The sequence below is a fragment of the Arthrobacter phoenicis genome, assembly GCF_047238215.1.
Lineage (GTDB): Bacteria > Actinomycetota > Actinomycetes > Actinomycetales > Micrococcaceae > Arthrobacter.
In genome coordinates, this window is record NZ_JBDFMK010000001.1 from 1,175,913 (window position 1) to 1,194,097 (window position 18,185).

Consider the following 18,185-nt stretch of genomic DNA (forward strand, 5'->3'; position numbering starts at 1 on the left):
CTTACCGTTCGGCGGTGGCCGTCGTCGAGGCCCGGAGCGCGTCGATCCTCTTCCGCCGGGAGGCCGGCGCGTCGAGGCTGAAGGCCCGGAAGTCGCCAAGGTCCTCCCGGATCCAGGCCTCCACCTCCACGATCCGACGACTCACCGCGGGCGTCAGGTCCCCGAAGACCCAGGCAGCGATCGCCTCGGTGGCCGGGTCGTACTGCCACAGCCCGATGATCCGGCCCCGGTCCAGGATCGGGTGGTCCGGCAGGTCCGCCTGCAGCGCCAGCGAGCTGAGCCCGGCCTTGCGGTGGTCCGCTTCGTCCAGCAGCTCGGCCGCGTTCCGCCGCAGGAGTACCAGCGAATCGGTCCCGGCGAGCAGCTGGATCTGTTCCTCCGCCGGAGCCTGAAAGGCGGCGAGGCGGTCGACGTCGTCGGGCAGCATCCACAGCACCGCACTGTCTTTGCCCGCGTCCCCGGGGAGTGGAACCTCGACGGCGCCCGCGGCGCCGAGCGCCGTGCGTGTCTGCGCCACGGTGAAACCCGTGAACCACTGGGACTGCTTGGCGGTGGCGCCGCCGGTCCAGCCGAGGTAGCGGCGCATCAGCAGGGCGCGGACCTCCTCGTCGGTGAGGTCGGAGCCGGGCAGGTCCCAAGCTTCGTAGGCGTACCGCTGCCGGTCCAGGCGCCCGTCCGCGGGAACGCGCCGGATCCGGCCCTCCGCCTGCAGGATGCCCAGCGCCGCGGGGAGCGTGGTGGCGGCGCCCTTCTTCTTCCCCTCCTCCCCCAGGCTCTGGACCGCGTCGCCGAGTTCCTCCTTGAGCTGCCGCGGGTCCAGCGGGGTGCCGGCCTCGGCGAGGACGTGCCGGACCTGCTCCTCGAGCAGGGTGATCTCGCCGCGATCCACGCCCAGCCGGGTGAGCACCGCGACGGCGGTCTCCGCGGCGGGGCGGCCCAGGCGCAGCGCCCAGGCAAAGTCGTCCATGCCCAGGACGTAGGTGCAGCCGCGCGCCGTCGGCAGTTCCAGGATCCGCTGGGCCTCGACGTCGGCGTCCACCTCGCCGCGGCGGAGGCCGGCGCGGGCGAACAGGGAAAGGTAGGGGTTGGCGCCGCCGACGGAGCGTGCCCAGCCCGCCTGCGCGAGGACTTGCCCGGCGGTTAAGCCGGCCAGCGACCCGTCCAGGCCCTGCCGGCGCCAGGACCATGCGCGGAGGTTCGCGGCGGTGAGGCTCTCGGGCGGAAGGCTGACCGTGGCTGGCTGGGTGCTCATGCGCCCATTGTCCATCCATGCCGTGGTCGGCGGTACAGGGCGGGCCTTTTCCGCTGGCTCAGGCGGGTGCTCCGTGCGGCGCGTTAGCGGCCCAGGATCTGCAGCACTGTACGGGCGGTCCCATCCCAGCCGGGCAAGTGCTGCCGGGCGTCGAGCGCATTGCTGCGCCACCGCTCCCGGAGCTTCGGCTCGGTGAGCCAGCGGCGCAGCAGGGCCGTCAGGGGTGCGGGGTCCTCGGCGAGCGCGACGGCGGCGCCCGGGAGTCCGGCGTCGTCCACATCGTCCGCCGCCGCTTGTCGTCCTGCCTGCGGCGTACCGGCCGTGAGCGCCTCCAGTGCCCCGGTCCCCCGCCGGATGATGGCGGGGATGCCGCGGGCGAGGGATTCGGTGACGGCTAGTCCGTAGGTCTCCGCGCGCGAGATGAGAAGGGTGAGGTCGGTCCGTGCCCACTCGGTTTCCAGGGCGGCCCCGCGGAGCTCTCCGGGAATCCGGACCCGGCCACCGAGGCCTAGCCGTTCCGTCTCGGCGCGGAGCTGGGCGGCGTACTCAGGGTCCGCGGTGTCCGCCCCTACTAGGGCGGCGGTCCAGTCCAGGTCGGTCAGGCCGGCGAGCGCCCGGAGGAACAGCAGCTGGCTCTTGTTCGGCAGCAGCGCGGCCACCATGGCCAGGTGCGGCGGGGTGGACCCGCTTGCGGGGTCTGCAGGGTCGGTCCCGGGCAGCGCGACGGCGACGGGCGTGCTGTCCGTGCCAGTGCCTCCGACGTCGAGGCCGTGCCGGGTGCGAAGGTCCGCCGCGGCCGAACTGCTGCTGCAGATCACCCCGGCCGCGGCCGCCACAGCCCGGCGTTCCAGCTCCGGGAACCCGTCCAGGGGCATGTGCAGCAGGATCCACACAGGGTTTCCCGCGTCGGCGGCGGCTTCCAGTTGCTCCGGGGCGCCGCAGGCCGCCAGGCCGTCGATCAGGGTGACCGTCGCGGGCCCGGCCGGTTCCGCGAGCAGGTTTCCCAGCGCTTCCCGGTCCTCCGGGCTGCCCACCGGCCAGCCGCCGTCGGCCGTCTTTGTCGAGACGGGCACCCCAAGCGCGTCGAGCGCACGGACCAGGGCGGCGTTGTAGGCGTTGCCGCCGGAGTTGTGGCGGACGTTGCCGGGCAGGATCAGGCGGACTGCGGAGGGCTGCACGGGAGGCTAGCCGGCGTCGAACTCGAGCGAGTAGCTGGCCCACGCGTCCGGCGTCTCGCGCAGGGTGACGTCGATGCCCGCGAGCGCGCGCCCGTCGTCGCCCTCCCGGATCTGCGCGGCCACGGCGTCGGCGATGTACTGCGCCAGGGCCTCGGTGGTGCTCAGCTTGCCGGCGAAATCGGGGTGCTCGTCCAGGTTCTTGTAGTTCAGGCCGGAGAGGACGGCGCCCAGCACCTCGCCCGCCTCGCCGATGTCCAGGACGATCGCGTCCTGGTTCAGGCTCCGGCGTCGGAAGGTCACCTCGGTAACGAAGGTGGCGCCGTGCATGCCCTGCGCGGGGCCGAACGCCGGGCGGGGCAGGCTGTGGGCGATCATGAAGTTGCTGCGGACGGTCAGGCTGAACACGGATTACCTCGTGGTTTCTGTGGTGTGCGGGTATTCGATGACGTGGCAGAGGGCGTCCAGGGTGCCGTCGGAGAGCCGTTGGACGACGTCGGGCAGTTCCTCGAAGCGGGAGGTCCCGGTGAGGAAGGCCTCGAAGGCGGGGTCGCGGAGCAGCGATACGGCGAGGGTCAGCCGGTCGGCGGTGGTGCGGCGGTGCCGGCGGGCGCGCGCGACGACGCCCACCTGGCTGGCGCGGATGGAGAGGCGCCGGGCGTGGAAGTCCTCGCCGAGGGGCAGGCTGATGCTGCGGTCCGCGTACCAGGACATTTCGATGATCTCGCCCTCGTCGCCCACGAGTTGCAGGGCCCGTTCCAGTCCGGCCTGCGAGGCGGAGCAGTGGATGACGATGTCGCAGTCGCCCGCGGCGTCATCCGGGTGGCTGAACTCGACGCCGAGGGTGTCCGCGAAGGCGCGCTTGGCCGGGTCGATGTCGATCAGCTGCAGCCGTTCCAGCGGGAAGCCGGCGAGGAGCTTGGCCACCATGCCGCCGACCAGTCCGGCGCCGATCACGGCCACCCGGTCCCCCAGCCGCGGGCCGGCTTCCCAGAGGGCGTTGACGGCGGTTTCCACGGTGCCGGTGAGCACGGCGCGGCGGGCGGGGACGCCGGCGGGGACCTCGGTGAGGGAGGTGACGGGCACGATGTAGCGGTCCTGGTGCGGGTGCAGGCAGAAGACGGTTTTGCCCTGCCATTCGTCCGGTCCGGCTTCGACGACGCCGACCGAGAGGTAGCCGAACTTCACGGGGCCGGGGAAGCTGCCCTCCTGGTGCGGGGCGGCCATGGCATCGGCGACGCAGCTGGGGACGCGGGCGTTGTGCACCACCATCTCGGTGCCCTTGCTGATGCCGGAGTAGAGGGAGCGGACCAGGGCCTCGCCGGGTCCCGGCGCCGGCAGGTCCTCGGTGCGGAGTTCCCCCTGTTCGGGGCCGACGGTCCAGTAGGAGGTGGCGGTGCCGGCGGTCCGGGCGGAGGGCGTGTTCGAAATAGTCATTGTGCTGTCGAATCTAGTGCCGGGCGGGCGTCGCCGGAAGCTTCCCGGGGCGGCCCGGGCGCGGCGTCCCCGGTGTGCGGCGCCCGTTTTGGGGTTCGGCCCCGCGCTCCGGTACCCTAGTCAGGTTGGTGACGTGTCCGAGCGGCCGAAGGTGCAACACTCGAAATGTTGTTTGGTGTAAAAGCCAACGTGGGTTCAAATCCCACCGTCACCGCCACGTAGCGAAGCCCCTGCCTCCCCTTATTTACAAGGGAAGCAGGGGCTTTTGCTTTGCCCGGGAGTGAGACCCGGCAACGCATTGGCAAGACTGATCGCCCGAGCCTGACGGCCGCGACTTTTCCACGTCAGCCGTCGAGATAGAGGACGCGGTGAAGCTCCGGCAGCTTGCACCTCGCCCTATCTGGCGGCCACAAGGGCCTGGGGAGCCGCCTGCTTCATCCGGGTCTGCAGCCAGCGCAGCTGCACCGCGGTTTCTCCCTCACAGTGTGAGACCACCTCCAGCATGTCCCGGTCCCGGAGCGCCGAGCCGGCCTGCTTGATCATGGTCCAGGTCACATCGACGAAGCTGGCCAGAAGGTAGAGATCCTGCAGGTCCCGGAGCAGGCCCACCGGCCCACTGCGGGTGCCGGAGAGCCCCTCGGCGTGCAACCGCTCCGGCTCCGTGTCGGAGAGGTCCTCGCCGTAGCGCTCCACCAGCGGATGCAACAGCCGGCTGTGCTCGTCGCACTGGTTGGCCAGGGAGTGGCACAGGAAATGGACGTCCGGTTCGGCGCCGTGGCCGTCGGCGACTTGCCGAAAGGATTCCGCCAGGGTGGCCTCGGCCCGGTGCAGCATGCCCAGGTAAAGGGAAATGTTCATCGCGTGCCGTCCTTTCCGGCTGGCGCCGGGGCTCCCTTGATCGCCTGGGGGAACCGCGGCGGCGCCGCACCCACGGACTCGCTCGCCTCGCCACCCACGCCGGTGGTCGCGGGCAACGCCGGGCCGCCGCTGGCCGGCCGGGAGGCGGTCGTTGTGGGGGCGGGTGCCGGCCCCGCGCCGTCGGCGATCTTTTGGACGTTGACTGCCGCGTTCTTGAACACTGGCTGCTTGGACACCGGGTCCCACTCGGTGATGGTGAGTTCGTTGGCCGCGCTCGGGTGCTCGCCGGGCGAGCCGCCGTCGTCCCAGTAGCCGTAGTGGAACGGGGCGAAAACCGTTCCCGGGCGGATGTCGCTGATCCGCGCCGGGACCTCGATCCGGCCCCGGCGGGACGTGACGCGGGTGAGGTCTCCCTCACTGATGCCGTACCGTTGGGCGTCGTCCGGGGAAAGCTCGATCCAGGCGGAGGGTGCGGCGCGGTTTAGGGGCCGGGACCTGCCGGTCTTGGTCCTGGTGTGGAAATGGTAGGCAGTGCGTCCGGTCGTGTAGCGCATGGGGAACCGGCCGTCGGGCTCTTCGTGCGGCGGCAGGTAATCGGCCGTCTTCAGCACCGCCTTGCCGCCGGGTACCGTGGCACGGAACATCTCTGACCCCACGGTTGCGCCGGTTAAGAGGTCATGGCCGTAACTTTCGCAGTAGTCCGCGTCGGTGGGGAAAACCCCGTCCGCGTAGAGCCGGTCGCGGCCATCGGGGTTTTCCTCGTTGCAGGGCCAGGGCATGCCGCTGCCGCCGCGGAGCCGGCCGTAGCTCATCCCGCTGTAGTCGCAGGGCCGGCCCCGCGAACACTCCCGCCAGGCGTTGAAGCCGTCCTCGGGGCCGTTCCATGGCAGCAACGGCCCGCCCTGAAGCGTCCGGAAATTCATCCGCCGCGCATAATCCAGGAAGATGTCGAGGTCGCTGCGGGCGGATCCAGGCGGGTCCACAGCCTTATCCGAGAGGTGGACTGTGCGGTTGACGTTGGTGAAGGTGCCGGTCTTCTCGCCCCAGGCGGCCGCCGGCAGGACGACGTCAGCAGCCTGCGCCGTTTCGGTCAGGTACAGATCCTGCACCACCACAAAGAGGTCAGGTTTGGCCAGTATCTTCCGGATCCGGGCGAGGTCGGGCATGGAGACGGCGGGGTTGGTGGCGGAGATCCACAGGAACTCGATGGACCCCTGCTCGGCGTAGCGGAAGATCTGCATCGCATGCGTCGGCGGCGCCCAGTGCGGGATGGTCAGTGGGTCGACGTCCCAGAGATCGGCGAGCTCGGCTATATGGGCCGGGTTTTCCCAGTTACGGAAACCCGGCAGGTCACCGTCGGCACCGCATTCCCGGTTGTTCTGCGCGGTCGGCTGGCCGTTCATCTGCAGGATTCCGCAGCCGGGCCTCCCCAACAGTCCCCGCAGGAGGTGCAGGTTGTTGACCTGGCAGGACGAGGCTGTCGCCTGCGCCGACTGGTAGAAGCCCTGCAACACGGTGGAAAGGACCCGCTCCGAGGCGCCGAAAATCCGCGCGGCCTCCCGGATATCCGCCGCCTTGACGTCGCAGACCGCCGCGGCAGCCTCCGGTGTCCAGGACGCCACGGTGGCCTTCAGCTCATCGAGGCCCACGGTGTGCGCCTTGACGTAGTCCTCGTCCACCCAGCCGCGGGCCAGCACTTCATGGACCAGGGCGTTCATCAGAGCGAGGTTGGTGCCCGGCCGCACGGCGAGGTGCACGTCGGCGTGGCGGGCCACCTCCGTCTCGCGGGGATCGATGCAAACGACTTTGGGCGGGTTCGGGCCGGCGATGCGGTCCAGCACCCGGGACCACAGGACAGTCTGGGTCTCGGCCATGTTGTGGCCGTAGAGGAATATCGCGTCACAGCTATCGATGTCGGTGTAGGACCCGGGCTGGCCGTCCGCCCCGAACGTCTCCTTCAGCGACGCGGCCGCGGTGGCCGTGCAGAGCCGGGTGTTGCCGTCCATATGCGGCGTCCCGATTCCCGCCTTCCCGATGATGGCGAGGGCGTAGTACTCCTCAAGGAAAAGCTGTCCGCTGGTGTAGAAGCCGTGGCTCAGCGGACCGCGCTCCCGCAAAAGCTGTTGGCTGCGTTCGACGATGCGGTTCATGGCGGTGTCCCAATCGCATTCCACCAGGCGACCGTTCTTACGGATCAACGGACTGGTGAGCCGGTCCCGGTGGGAAACGCCCTGCCAGCTGGCGAAGAGGCCCTTGGGGCCAAGCCGGCCGTGATTGACCAGGTCCCCTGCCCGGCCCCGGATCCCGACCATGGCACCGTCCTTGACCGCGATGTCGCAGGCGCAGCCGTTGCTGCAGAGCACGCAGGCGGACTGGACCCAGCGATCGACGTCGTCTTCAGCGACGCCCTCCGCGAGCGCCTGATCCACCCGTACCGGCCAGAGACCGTCCCGGGGATAGGGGGTGCGGCTTCCCCAAATGTTGCCAATGCGGTCCACCATGGTCTTCCTTCCGTTAGTCCACAGCCGGTTCTCCCACGGATACTAGGCGCTGTGGCTCTTCCCGCGCTACGGAATCGATCTTTCCGGCCGCTTGGGCAGCCAGCCCGACCGGGCGGCTGATCAGCTGCTGAGTTCCACCATCAGCGGCGGCAACTCATCGCAGAGTTCCCGGGCAAGGTAACCCAGCCCGCCCAGTCTGCTGGCCAACCTGTCCCCTGCGGTGGCATGCAGGTGAGAGCCCCAACAGGCGGCCTGGGGTCCCGTCGTACCGCGGGCCCGCAGCCCCGTGATCGCGCCGGCCAACACGTCGCCGCTGCCCGAGGTCCCCAGCCCACTGTGCCCGGTGCTGACCTCCCAGGACTCGCCGTCGGGTTCCGCAATCAACCCCTGGCAGCTGACCACGGCCTGATACCGGCTCGCGATAGTCCGGATATCGCGGCCAAGGTCGCCGATCTCCCGTTGCAAGAGGATGGCCGCCTCGGTGGGGTTAGGGGTCAGGATCAGCCGACCCGCCCACGGGCCCAGGTCGGCATCCAGTTCGGGCAAGCAGCCGAGGGCGAACGCATCCAGGACGACCGCGGGACCGCCACTCGGGGGCGTCCGCGCCGGCACGAGCAGTCCGCGAAGAAGCGCCAGGGCCTCGTCCTTGTTGTCCAGGCCGGGACCGATTAGGACGGCGTCTGCCGCGGCGAATTCGTCGACGAGCAGGGAAGCGGACGAACCCTTCACTGAGCCCCTGGCGCTTTCCGGCAGGCCCAGGACGCCGCTTTCCGGCAGCGCCACCGCCACGTGGACGGCGGTCGATTCGGCCACCGCCAGCGTCAGCCGGCCGGCGCCGGAACGAAGTGCCGCGACACCGGCCAGGAGCGCGGCCCCCGGGGTCTTGCGCGCGCCCCCAATAACCAGCACCGAGCCGCGGTCCGCCTTCCCGGAGCCCCCGCCGGGCAGCGGCCAGCCGCGCAGCAACGTGGGCGTCAGCGGGATCGGCGGCTTAGCGCGGGTGGACATTGGACTCTCCCGCGTGCTCAGTGACGGGGGCGCCATAGGACCGCAGATGGTCAGCCTCATTGAACCCGGCCAGTTGCCACGGTCCGGTGCCGCCCTCCCGGACGAACCGGCTGACGGATGCGTTGAGAATGGTGGTGCGTGCGGCCAGGTCCAGCAGGTCCGCCTCGGTGAGCCCCAGCAAAACGTACCGGAAGAGCAGGATGAGGGCGTCATGGCAGACCAGCAGTACCTCCTGGCCGGGGTGCTCCCTGTCCAGGTCTGAAAGCAGCGACCGCAGCCGGAGCACCACGTCGGCCCAGGACTCGCCGCCTGGTGGCCGGTAGTAAAACTTCCCGAGCCAGCGCCGGCGTTCTCCTTCCTCAGGGAACCTGGCCTCCACGCCGGCGGAGGTCAAACGGTCAAGGATTCCCAATTCGCGGTCCCGGAGCCGTTCGTCCAGGCGGGGCAATCGGTCCCACCCTGCGACCTCCAGTGCCAGTTCGGCGGTCTCCCGGGCCCTGGCGTAGGGGGAGGACCACACCGGGAACTGCTCGGAGACGCCTGCCAGCAGGCGGCCCAAGGCCAGCGCCTGCTCCCTCCCGGTCTCGGAGAGATCGACGTCGGCGTCACGGGCCGGGACCTCTATCACCTGCGCGCCCGCCTCCCTGGCCCGCGTCGCCGCAACATTCCCCTCGCTTTCCCCGTGGCGGATCAGCACCAGCGCGGTGATACCGGCCTCCCCGGCGACGTTGCTTCGATGACTGTTCACGTGCTCCTCCTTGCGTCGGAAGGTGCCCACCATACTGCAGCGGCCCAGCGATGTCCCGTGAAAAACGGCCCGGGATTGGCTCCCGCGCCGCTACCGGGTTGGCCGCAGAGAGTCACCTCTGCTCTGGCCGCAAGGCGGAATCCTCGATAAACTAAGCATACTGATGATCAGTTGATCACTGGTTTGTTCCTACAGAGTCGAAGGAGACACCGTGAGCACGAAAGTCGAGAAACGCATCCTGGTGAACGTTCCCGTGAGCGTGGCCTACAACCAATGGACTCAGTTCGAGGAATTTCCGCACTTCATGTCCGGGGTGAAGAGCGTGCAGCAGCTCAGCGACGACCGCCTGGAATGGACGGCGGAGATTGCCGGGGTGCGCCGCCAGTGGCAGGCAAGAATCCTGGAGCAGATCCCTGATCAAAAAGTAGCGTGGGCTGCCATGGAGGGAGCGACCAACGCCGGCGCGGTGACCTTTGAAGACCTGGGCGGCGGTCAGACGTCCGTGGAGCTCTCCCTCGAATACGAACCGGAGGGCATGGTTGAAACGGTGGGCGACAAGCTCAACGTCGTCGCCAGGCAGGCCGAAAACGACCTGGACCGGTTCAAGGCTTTCATCGAGGACGAGGGTTACGCCACGGGCGCTTGGCGCGGTACCGTCCAAGGCCACGGCTCCTCCGGCACCCCGGGGATCGAAGACGCCGCCGCCTCCCGGGGCGACAGCGGCACGGCGGGGGTATCCGGAAAGGTAATAGCCGGCGTCGGGCTGGCCGCAGCTGCGGCAGGGGTGGCCGCGGCCGTGGGACGCGGAGACTCCCCACACCACGACAGTACCGGCGCGGGCCCTGCGACTACGGCGGATGCCGGGACGGCACGGGCAACCGACGCCGTTCCACCGACGGGCACCACCGGGAGCGTCTTCCCTGCCGGCACCGACACAACTACGCCTGCCGGAAGCGGCAGCGCTTCAGCCATGGAGCGGCCTGCGGAACGGTCTGTCGCCAAGCTCTTCGATCAGACCAACGGACTGATCGACGACGACGGCGACTCGGACGGCACGGCCGCCGCCGACACCGCAAGCCAGGCCGAACGTGACGAGCGACGCAATGGCGTCGAGGGGACTCTTCCCCCGGCCGGCGGCAGCCTGGGCCAGCACTGAAAGCGACCGCCATTCGCCCGATCCTCCGCCGCGCCGGAAAGGCGCTGAGGCTTGAACCATAAGCCTACTTTCTATTAGGTTGGTGTCAGCTTCTCCGCCCGTCCCCCCCATGCGGCGGAGAATGCCTTGGAAATGCCCCGTGGTCCCCCAGTGCCGCGGGGCTTTTCGCTACCCAACGTCAGGCAGCTGAACCGAACGGCAGAAGGAGCGTGTAATGCCTCAGGGAGATATTGAGACGTACTACGAAGACGGACAGTGGAAGAACAAGCGCGATGGTGCCCAGCGGGCCTTCGGGGCCGGCTACAGCTCCAAAGAGGACGCGGTCGTTGCAGGACGGGAGGCCGCCCGGGGCGACAAGGTCGATCACATCATCAAGAACCAGGACGGTGTGATCTCCGAAAAGAACAGCTACGGCAACGATCCACGAAACGTCCCGGGCTAAGGCCCGAGGCGGGTTGACCGCCAAGGCATGCAGGAGGTGAGGGAGGGTCCGGCGTGGCGGACCCTCCCTCACCTCGAGGGAAGTCTGGTGAGCGAAGCGGCGCTCCGGCCGGAGCCAACCGGGCCGAACATCTGGCGAGCCTCGGAAGACAGTGCGCTGGCGAGCCTCGGAAAACAGCGCAGCGGGCTAGCCGGCTTCCTGCCGCCACGCAGCCCAGGCCTGGAAACCTCCAATAAGGTCGGTCGCCCTTGAGAGGCCCAATTGCTGCAGGGTTTCTGCGGCAAGGCTGGAGCTGTAGCCCTCATCACAGACAATCACAATCCGCCGATCGTAGTCGGGTGCCATCGGAAGCCGGTGCGCGCTGGAAGGATCGAGCCGCCACTCGAGGACGTTTCGGTCGATGACGATCGCAAGCGGAAGGGCGCCGTCCCGCTCCCGCTGGTCCACCGGCCGCGTGTCGACGACGAGGGCCCCTGCCGCGACTTCCCCGTCAAGCTCTGACGCAGACACACGGTCCAGGTTGGCGCGGCTCGCGAGCAGCAGCTCGTCGATCGAACGAAAAGACTGACGGATCATGGCGAAAGCCTCATCGAATCCGCCATCGCTCTGAACGCAGGGCTACTGCCTCGCCGATCCGGCGAAGTCAACGTCTGTGGCGATCGCAAAACCCGCGATCTCGTCAGAACCGCGGGAGGCCAGCCACGCGGTCAGCTCCCCCGCCGGGACCGGTCTGGAGATGAAATAACCCTGGGCGAGGTCGCAGCCGAATTCCGCCAGCGCCCGGTACACCTCCTCACTTTCGACGCCCTCAGCGGTCATTTCGAACCCGAGGCTATGCGCCAAATCGATGGTCGAGACAACCAAGGCCGTGGCACGCGCGTCGTCCAGCATGGTGAAAATGAAGGACTTATCGAGTTTCAGCTCGTCGAGGGGCAGTTCGCGCAGATAGGACAGCGAGCTGAAGCCTTTGCCAAAATCATCGACCGCAATCTTGACCCCCATACTGCGAAGCGCCGCCAGGACAGCGGTAGCGCGGGCCCTGTCTGCCACCAGGACGTCCTCGGTGATTTCGACAACCAGCACCGAGGCAGGGAGCCCGCGCGCGTCTGCCATCGCGGCAACCTTCGCCGGCAGGCGTGAATCCATGATGGATCTGGCCGAAAGATTGACTGCAACCGATATTCCGAGCTTTTGCGCTTCCCAGCGTGCCGCCTGGTCCAGGGCCGCGCCGAGGACAACTTCCGTCAAGGCCGGCATCAGGCCGGCCTCCTCAAAGCGGTCAAGGAACGCGTCGGGTTGCAGCAGCCCCAATGTCGGGTGGTCCCATCGAACGAGAGCCTCCACGCCGCGGACCTGCCCCGTTCCGAGCTCCAGCTTTGGCTGGAAATGCAGCACCAGCTGACCCTGGCTCAGCGCCTCGTTCAGGGACTGCACGCTGTGGAAGTGCGTGTTTCCGGGGCCGCCCGTGACACCGGTGTAGAGGGCGTGGCCACTGCGCGTGGACTTGGCCGCGTACATGGCCATATCCGCTTTTCGCATCAGCAACCCCAGTTCCGTGCCGTGCTCGGGAAAGCTCGCAATGCCGATGCTGGCGTTGACCTGTACCACCACACCGCCCAGGTCAAACGCCTCGCCCAGCGCATCCCGCAGGGCCAGGGCAACTGTCTCCGCAGCTCTCGGCCCGCAGTCGGCCAGATGGACAAGGAACTCATCCCCGCCCATACGCGCCAGGAAGTCTTCCGGCCGCAGGGTCCCCACAAGCCGGGCGGCAACATGCTTCAAGAGCTCATCCCCCACATGGTGACCCAGCCCGTCGTTGACTTCCTTGAACTTGTCCAAGTCCAGCAGGAGCACTGCACTGCTGCGGTGGACATCCGCAAGTCGGCCCGGTACATCGGAGTACAAAGCCCGCCGGTTGGGAAGCCCAGTGAGTTCGTCCGTTCGTGCTTGCCGGGTCGCATCCAACAGGCGGATGCGTTGCCGGAAGACCAACGGCAACGCCGCCGAGGCGAGAGTCAGACCGGCCAGCACCACCGCAAGCAGCATGATGTGGACCTGCGTCCCCAGCAGGAGGACACCCAGCCCCGCCAGCGTCGCCAGCCCCGGAACTGCCTGGACTGGCACGCACGACACGTCCCTTAGCGAGCGTCGCCGCGGGGTGCCGTGGAAAGCAGCCCAGCACCCAATCAACGCCGTGCCGACCGCCCAGGCAAGGTCCAGGGGTGTCCCCACCGCGTAAAGGCCGCGGAGCTGGAGATCGATGTAGACGACGTCGGCAGCGGTGTAGAGCAGCAGCCCGGTGACCAGCAGGATCCATCCACGCCCCAGGACACGTCCGGGCGTAGCGGCGATACCCAGGACGGTCGCCGCCAGTAGCAGATCGAGGAGCGGGTAGACGGCCCCAATGACCGCCGTGGCCGACCGCTGGCCGGAAGACATGATTTCGGCCATCACCGGGTCCATGAGTACGGCCAGCACAGCGGCAGCACCAAGGCCTCCCACGATGCCATCGAGGACGACGGGCCACGCCATCGATGCAAGGCGTCGCCGCACGATCGACCACAGTGCCGCGAGAAACAGAATGTAGAAGCCGATATACCCAATGTCCGCCGGGGACGGGACGGGAACGACCTGGCCGGTGGCGGAAAGGACCATGTAGTACGTGTCGCCGGCGGCCTGGCACGACAGGGCCCCGGCGACCAAGGCGAGCTCCGGTCCCCGACCGCGCCTCCGCAGGGCCATGAACCAGCAAACCGCCGCCGGCAGCCACTCCGTAAGCTGCGACAGGAAGCCATCGACCAGCGGGCTGAAGGCGTCCGACTCCCGAAGGAACACCCCCGTTGAGTAGATCGCGGCACCGGCCAGCAGGGCCGCCGAAAATCCGATCCGGAGCCGTCGGGACGCGCTGGCGGCGCGGACGGCACGCAAGGTCGGATCGTTCATAAGGCCCCTCATCGAAGACATCTCTCCCGTCGCACTATCGACCTCGGACCGCACGGGGTAACCGGAACGAGGAACCCCAGTCCAACAGTATCAATATCGATAATGATACTGTGGGCGTATGGCGAACTCATCCCAGCTACTGCATCCCGTGAGACTGCGCATTGTCCAGGCCCTTCTCGGCGAGGAAGGCCTCACCACACATGCCATCAGGGAGCGGATCCCCGACGTCCCCGTCGCCACCTTGTACCGCCACATCGCCATCCTGGCGCGTCACGGCCTGATCGACGTCGTTGCTGAAGAACAGATACGCGGCGCCATCGAGAGGACTTACCGGATAGCGCCGGGAGTGGCGAACCCCACCGCGGACGAACTGATGTCGCTGAGCAGCGAGGAACTGCTGACAGTCTTCACGGTCTTCAGCACCGGGCTGATCAGAGATTTTGGAGCTTACGTACACGGCGCCCCGCCGGACCTCCTGGCCGACCGGGTCAACTTCGCTCAGGCCGACTTTTGGGCCACCCCGAAGGAGGTGGACGCCTTCCTCCAAACGGTCCTCAAGGAGTTAACGTCCTTGAGGTCGAACGGGCCGGGAGGCGGGCGGCGAAAGCACAAGCTGACGACGGTGCTGTTACCGGTACCCCCGACCGACGGCGGTGCTCCGGAATGAGGGCGACAGCGGAACTCTCGGGCCTCACCATTGGCTATGAGGGCAGCGTCAAGGTGGGGCCGATGGACCTTGAGCTCGAACCCGGCGTGACGGCGCTTCTTGGCAGGAACGGGGCCGGAAAAACCACCCTGATGCGCACACTGTGCGGAATCATCCCGCCGCTTGGCGGCAGCTGCACGGTCCTCGGCCACCCTGTCGAAGATGGCGCGGCGGTGCGCTCACGGATCGGGTATCTGGGACACGAGTCAGCCCTGGCGTCCGCACTCACTGTTGAGCAGAATCTTTCATTCTGGAGCGACATGACGGCCACCTACCCCGGGGCCACCACCGTTAGCGTGGCGGAGCTGGTCGAACGGTTCGATCTGGGAACCTTGATGCAACTGAAGGTAAAGCAGCTCAGCCGCGGTCAGCGTCAGCGGGCCGACCTTGCCCGGCTCGCGATGACCGACCCGGCGTTCATTGTTCTCGACGAGCCCCTCAGCGGGCTTGATCCGGTCTACGCGGCGCAGACCCAGGAGCTGCTCCGACAGTGGGGAGAGACCCGCACCGTGCTGTACTCGACGCACAGCGTTCCGGAGGCGCTCCAGATTGCCCGGACCTATCTCATTATTGACGGGTTCAGCCTGGTGAAACTCTCACCCGGCAGCACACCCGTTACCGAAACTGAGATCCTTGCCGCTTTCGGGGCAGCCGCATGACACCGGCAACTCTGATGCTCATGAGAAGTCTCGCTTTTGCGAGGCGGGCCTGGCGCCAGCAGCGAAGTACCGCCGTCTGGCTTGCCGCCGTCGCCGGAGCAGCGTTGGGGGTTATGGTGTTCGCCGGCACGCAGAATCTGGCAGGGGCCTCGTGGCCGGGCGAAATCGGGCAGGACGCGGGGGCCGGTATAGTCACCGTCCACGACGCCGCAGGGATGTTCGCACCCATGACGACGTACCTGATGACGATGACTCCAGCCATCCTGGGAATGCTCGTGGCGCTGATCGCCACGCTGACGATCCCGGGGGTCGTGGCAGACGACGTCGGCGGTGGTGCCATCGAGGCGCTCTTGGCCAGCCCCATTCCGCGCCGCCGGCTCTTTGACGCCTACCTGGGCGCCGGATTGTGGATGACGGCGGCGTCCTGGGCCGTGGCGACGGTGACCTTTGCGGGAGCAGCCGCCTTCGCCGCCTTCGCTGGAGGTCTTGGTGTCCGGGTGACTCCCGCCTACACCGCTGCGCTCATTGTCGTGCCCTTATCGATGGGCCTCTGGTCCGCCGCAGCCACACTCCTCGGGGCGCTGCTGTACCCCGGCAGCCTGGAGTCCAAGGCCGGGATGAATGGCGGCCCTATCCGCCTCCTGGCCGTACTCCCGGGATTGCTGATCGTGCCGGCGATTCTTCTGCAGTCCTCATGGATAGTGCCGATGCTCGGTGCCCTGCTGGCCGCCACGCTCACCGGCTCCGCGATTCTGGTCAGGGTGACGGCACTGGGCTTCCGCAGCAGCAAAGTACTGGGCGCCTGAGCCCGTACCCGGGAAGAAGAGCTCGGGCCGCCGACACTTCGAAAGAGAGCTACGGGACTTCCGGCTCCCCCGCCCCGGCGTCAGGCGCACTGGGCCGGGCGCCGTCGTCCCCGGCGTCGGGCCCTTCTGATGGCTCTTCAGCATGACTGCGGCTTCCCTGATCCGGCCCACCCGCGGGTGTCGCCGCGCCGTCACTGTCCACACCCTCGGCCGGATCTTCGCTGTGGAGGCGGCCGCCGGATTCCGGAGTTTCACTCACGATGCGTCCTTTCCTAAGGCTTCGAGGCTTGGTTGCCGGGACGGCGCGAGACGATGAGGTGACCGGGCGCCGCCCCGATCACTCCATCGTGTTCCCCCGTTATGTGAAGGTCAATATGCGGGCGGCCGCCCCCCCCCCGACTTTCACGGCAGCCCGGCTACCCCTTCCTGCCTTCGGTGGCAACCCCCTCAATGAAGTGACGCTGTCCGAAAGCGAAGAGGATGAGCATGGGGAGCGTGATCAAAAGTGTTGCGACCATGACGTACTGATAGTCGCCCTGACCGCCGTTAGTGGGGCTGTATTTGGTCATGGCATAGGCGATCCCCAGCGGTGCCGTGAAGCCCTGGACAGAACCGGCGTTGAGGTAGATGAGCGCGGACTGCAGGTTGTTCCAGCTTGCCTGGAACTCGAAGATGAAGATCACTACGAGCGACGGAACGGATAGCGGCAGGGCTATCCTGCGGAACAAGCCGAAGTAGCTGGCGCCGTCGATCCGCGCGGCCTCGAAGAGCTCCCGTGGCAGTCCCAGGAAGAATTGCCGCTGCAGGAAGATATAGAACGCCGAGCCAAAGAGATTCATCCCGAAGAGCGGTATCCAGGTGCCCAGCACGCCCAGGTTCTTCCAGATGAGGTACTGCGGCACCATGGTCACGGCGCCCGGCAACATCATCGTCGCCAGCACAAGACCGAAAAGGATGTTCCGGCCCGGGAAACGGAAGTAGGCAAACCCGAAGGCGACCAGGGAACTGGAGAGCGTCACCAGGGTGGCGGCCAGCACCGCGATGAGGAAGCTGTTGGTCACCCAGTTCACCAGCGGGAGCTGATCCCAGACTTCGACGTAGTTCTGCGGGGAAAACGTCGCGGGAATCAGTGCGTTGTCGAAAACCTCCCCGCGGGGCTTGAGGCTGGCGGCAATGAGCCACACGAGGGGGTACAGGAACACGGCACTGATCACCATCAGGACGACGCCGAGCACCACCTTGCTGGCCGTGGTGCGGGGACGCCGGACACGACGGCGCGGGGCCGGGGCAGGCGTGGCAGTGGCGGAACGGTCAGCTTCCGCCAGCAGCGGGCCGGCCTCCGGCGTCGCGCCGGTTTCGGTATTGGTCGTGGCCATCAGCGCTTCTCCCCCTCGTAGTAGACGAACCGGTTTCCCAACCGGACCTGGATCAGGCTGATCAGCAGGATCAGCACGAACAGCACCCAGGCCATGGCAGAGGCGAACCCAAAATTGAATTCCCGGAAGGCCTGCTGGAACAGGTAAATGCCGTAGAACAGCGAGGCCTCCGGCGAGGCGCTGGTCTGGTCCCGCCAGAAGAGCAGGTACGCCTGGTCGAACACCTGGAGCGCGGCAATTGTCAGGACGATCACGTTGAAGAAGATGGCCCCCGAGATCATCGGGACGGTGATGGAGAAGAATTTCCGCACCGGCCCGGCACCGTCCAGGGCCGCGACCTCGTAGAGTTCCCGCGGCACGTTCTTGAGTGCGGCCAGGAAGATCACCATGGTGCCGCTGACGCCCCACAGCGTCATCAGCACGATCGAGGGTTTGACCCACGCCGGGTCGATCAACCATTGCGGTCCCGAGATGCCGAAGAACGCCAACGCCTGGTTGATGGCCCCCGTGTTGCCGTTGAGCAGCAGCAGAAAAACCGCCGCGGTCGCCACCGACGGCGTCATCTTGGGCAGGTAGTAGATGGTCCGGAAAATCCCGGCACCCCGGCCCACGCGGTTCAGGAGCAGGGCCAGCCCCAGGGCGACACAGATCTCCAGGGGAACGGCCATGACCGCGTAGAAGAGCGTGTTGGCCAGTGAGGAGGCGACCTTCGGATCCTGAAACAGGAGCTGGTAGTTGGTCACGCCGGCGGGCTTGGCCACGTTCGTCGCCAGGTTGTAGCGGCTGAAGGAGATGACCAGGCTGTAGACCATCGCACCGAGCATGAAAACGAGGAAGCCCACGATCCACGGGGAGATGAACAGATAGCCAGCCAGGGCCTCCCTGCGGTTGTACTTCACCCGGTGTGCCCGGGCCTTCCGGGGCTTGCCCCCGGGGCGCCGGATTCGCGCGGCTGATTCGGCTGTCATGTGGCATCACCCTTTCTCCCGTGGTTCCACGGCGGTCTCTGCCCCGCCGCGCACCGGCATCGGGGCCGGTCCCTTGCGTCACACCGCGGCGTGGGCTAGCTTTCGAAATAGGAAGCTTGCTTACAGTGTTGCACCCGAATCGCTTTTAGC

Annotated in this window: 17 protein-coding genes and 1 tRNA gene; 6 read left to right on the forward strand and 12 right to left on the reverse strand. The window is 67.6% G+C overall.

The window, feature by feature from the left end:
* Position 1: 1 nt before the first annotated feature.
* From ABC337_RS05375 to ABC337_RS05390, 4 genes are all read right to left on the reverse strand, one after another.
* Complete coding sequence (locus ABC337_RS05375) at positions 2-1,252, reverse strand: DNA glycosylase AlkZ-like family protein (RefSeq protein ID WP_412884853.1); 1,251 nt, start codon at positions 1,250-1,252, stop codon at positions 2-4.
* An 83-nt stretch (positions 1,253-1,335) separates the two neighbouring features.
* Positions 1,336-2,430 (reverse strand): glycosyltransferase family 4 protein, encoded by a 1,095-nt coding sequence (locus ABC337_RS05380; RefSeq protein WP_412884852.1) that lies wholly within the window; start codon positions 2,428-2,430, stop codon positions 1,336-1,338.
* A 6-nt stretch (positions 2,431-2,436) separates the two neighbouring features.
* A complete protein-coding gene (locus ABC337_RS05385) occupies positions 2,437-2,835 on the reverse strand; it encodes a 6-pyruvoyl trahydropterin synthase family protein (RefSeq protein ID WP_412884851.1) in 399 nt (132 codons plus the stop codon).
* A gap of 3 nt (positions 2,836-2,838) precedes the next feature.
* Positions 2,839-3,864, reverse strand: a complete 1,026-nt coding sequence (locus ABC337_RS05390; RefSeq protein ID WP_412884850.1) for a dehydrogenase — start codon at positions 3,862-3,864, stop codon at positions 2,839-2,841.
* 127 nt (positions 3,865-3,991) lie between these two features.
* On the opposite strand from ABC337_RS05390, the gene ABC337_RS05395 reads away from it, so the two are divergent.
* Positions 3,992-4,081, forward strand: a tRNA-Ser gene (locus tag ABC337_RS05395).
* A 179-nt stretch (positions 4,082-4,260) separates the two neighbouring features.
* On the opposite strand, the gene ABC337_RS05400 is transcribed toward ABC337_RS05395, so the two are convergent.
* The 4 genes from ABC337_RS05400 to ABC337_RS05415 form a co-directional block, all read right to left on the reverse strand.
* A complete protein-coding gene (locus ABC337_RS05400; protein WP_412884849.1) occupies positions 4,261-4,722 on the reverse strand; it encodes a hypothetical protein in 462 nt (153 codons plus the stop codon).
* Complete coding sequence (locus ABC337_RS05405) at positions 4,719-7,223, reverse strand: molybdopterin oxidoreductase family protein (protein ID WP_412884848.1); 2,505 nt, start codon at positions 7,221-7,223, stop codon at positions 4,719-4,721. The genes ABC337_RS05400 and ABC337_RS05405 overlap by 4 nt, the downstream gene beginning before the upstream one ends.
* Positions 7,224-7,343: 120 nt before the next feature.
* Positions 7,344-8,231: an NAD(P)H-hydrate dehydratase gene (locus ABC337_RS05410; protein WP_412884847.1), complete on the reverse strand. Its 888-nt coding sequence runs from the start codon at positions 8,229-8,231 to the stop codon at positions 7,344-7,346.
* Positions 8,215-8,979, reverse strand: a complete 765-nt coding sequence (locus ABC337_RS05415; protein ID WP_412884846.1) for a histidine phosphatase family protein — start codon at positions 8,977-8,979, stop codon at positions 8,215-8,217. The genes ABC337_RS05410 and ABC337_RS05415 overlap by 17 nt, the downstream gene beginning before the upstream one ends.
* Positions 8,980-9,190: 211 nt before the next feature.
* Between ABC337_RS05415 and ABC337_RS05420 the strand changes: the two genes are divergently transcribed.
* Both ABC337_RS05420 and ABC337_RS05425 read left to right on the forward strand, forming a co-directional pair.
* Entirely contained in the window at positions 9,191-10,135 is a 945-nt protein-coding gene (locus ABC337_RS05420) for an SRPBCC family protein (RefSeq protein WP_412884845.1), read from the forward strand.
* Between the two features lie 214 nt (positions 10,136-10,349).
* Positions 10,350-10,577, forward strand: coding sequence for a DUF2188 domain-containing protein (locus ABC337_RS05425; protein ID WP_412884844.1), 228 nt, complete (start codon positions 10,350-10,352; stop codon positions 10,575-10,577).
* A gap of 186 nt (positions 10,578-10,763) precedes the next feature.
* On the opposite strand, the gene ABC337_RS05430 is transcribed toward ABC337_RS05425, so the two are convergent.
* Positions 10,764-11,153 (reverse strand): rhodanese-like domain-containing protein, encoded by a 390-nt coding sequence (locus tag ABC337_RS05430; RefSeq protein WP_412884843.1) that lies wholly within the window; start codon positions 11,151-11,153, stop codon positions 10,764-10,766.
* Between the two features lie 42 nt (positions 11,154-11,195).
* On the reverse strand, positions 11,196-13,520 hold the full coding sequence (locus tag ABC337_RS05435; RefSeq protein WP_412884842.1) for a putative bifunctional diguanylate cyclase/phosphodiesterase: 2,325 nt from the start codon (positions 13,518-13,520) through the stop codon (positions 11,196-11,198).
* Positions 13,521-13,638: 118 nt separating this feature from the next.
* Between ABC337_RS05435 and ABC337_RS05440 the strand changes: the two genes are divergently transcribed.
* The 3 genes from ABC337_RS05440 (at position 13,639) to ABC337_RS05450 (ending at position 15,691) form a co-directional block, all read left to right on the forward strand.
* Positions 13,639-14,187: a helix-turn-helix domain-containing protein gene (locus tag ABC337_RS05440; RefSeq protein ID WP_412884841.1), complete on the forward strand. Its 549-nt coding sequence runs from the start codon at positions 13,639-13,641 to the stop codon at positions 14,185-14,187.
* 62 nt (positions 14,188-14,249) lie between these two features.
* On the forward strand, positions 14,250-14,885 hold the full coding sequence (locus tag ABC337_RS05445; RefSeq protein ID WP_412884840.1) for an ABC transporter ATP-binding protein: 636 nt from the start codon (positions 14,250-14,252) through the stop codon (positions 14,883-14,885).
* A gap of 20 nt (positions 14,886-14,905) precedes the next feature.
* Positions 14,906-15,691 (forward strand): hypothetical protein, encoded by a 786-nt coding sequence (locus tag ABC337_RS05450; protein ID WP_412884839.1) that lies wholly within the window; start codon positions 14,906-14,908, stop codon positions 15,689-15,691.
* Between the two features lie 416 nt (positions 15,692-16,107).
* On the opposite strand, the gene ABC337_RS05455 is transcribed toward ABC337_RS05450, so the two are convergent.
* Positions 16,108-17,067, reverse strand: a complete 960-nt coding sequence (locus ABC337_RS05455) for a carbohydrate ABC transporter permease (RefSeq protein ID WP_412884838.1) — start codon at positions 17,065-17,067, stop codon at positions 16,108-16,110.
* Positions 17,067-18,035, reverse strand: a complete 969-nt coding sequence (locus ABC337_RS05460) for a carbohydrate ABC transporter permease (protein ID WP_290256669.1) — start codon at positions 18,033-18,035, stop codon at positions 17,067-17,069. The genes ABC337_RS05455 and ABC337_RS05460 overlap by 1 nt, the downstream gene beginning before the upstream one ends.
* Positions 18,036-18,185 lie beyond the last annotated feature (150 nt).

Excerpts from the sequence above, each read along its gene's own strand:
- ABC337_RS05435 (WP_412884842.1), bottom strand. The coding sequence starts at position 13,520 with ATGAACGATCCGACCTTGCGTGCCGTCCGCGCCGCCAGCGCGTCCCGA.
- ABC337_RS05410 (WP_412884847.1), bottom strand. The coding sequence starts at position 8,231 with ATGTCCACCCGCGCTAAGCCGCCGATCCCGCTGACGCCCACGTTGCTG.
- ABC337_RS05375 (WP_412884853.1), bottom strand. The coding sequence starts at position 1,252 with ATGAGCACCCAGCCAGCCACGGTCAGCCTTCCGCCCGAGAGCCTCACC.
- ABC337_RS05440 (WP_412884841.1), top strand. The coding sequence starts at position 13,639 with ATGGCGAACTCATCCCAGCTACTGCATCCCGTGAGACTGCGCATTGTC.
- ABC337_RS05460 (WP_290256669.1), bottom strand. The coding sequence starts at position 18,035 with ATGACAGCCGAATCAGCCGCGCGAATCCGGCGCCCCGGGGGCAAGCCC.
- ABC337_RS05450 (WP_412884839.1), top strand. The coding sequence starts at position 14,906 with ATGAGAAGTCTCGCTTTTGCGAGGCGGGCCTGGCGCCAGCAGCGAAGT.
- ABC337_RS05425 (WP_412884844.1), top strand. The coding sequence starts at position 10,350 with ATGCCTCAGGGAGATATTGAGACGTACTACGAAGACGGACAGTGGAAG.
- ABC337_RS05445 (WP_412884840.1), top strand. The coding sequence starts at position 14,250 with ATGGACCTTGAGCTCGAACCCGGCGTGACGGCGCTTCTTGGCAGGAAC.
- ABC337_RS05405 (WP_412884848.1), bottom strand. The coding sequence starts at position 7,223 with ATGGTGGACCGCATTGGCAACATTTGGGGAAGCCGCACCCCCTATCCC.
- ABC337_RS05400 (WP_412884849.1), bottom strand. The coding sequence starts at position 4,722 with ATGAACATTTCCCTTTACCTGGGCATGCTGCACCGGGCCGAGGCCACC.
- ABC337_RS05430 (WP_412884843.1), bottom strand. The coding sequence starts at position 11,153 with ATGATCCGTCAGTCTTTTCGTTCGATCGACGAGCTGCTGCTCGCGAGC.
- ABC337_RS05390 (WP_412884850.1), bottom strand. The coding sequence starts at position 3,864 with ATGACTATTTCGAACACGCCCTCCGCCCGGACCGCCGGCACCGCCACC.
- ABC337_RS05455 (WP_412884838.1), bottom strand. The coding sequence starts at position 17,067 with ATGGCCACGACCAATACCGAAACCGGCGCGACGCCGGAGGCCGGCCCG.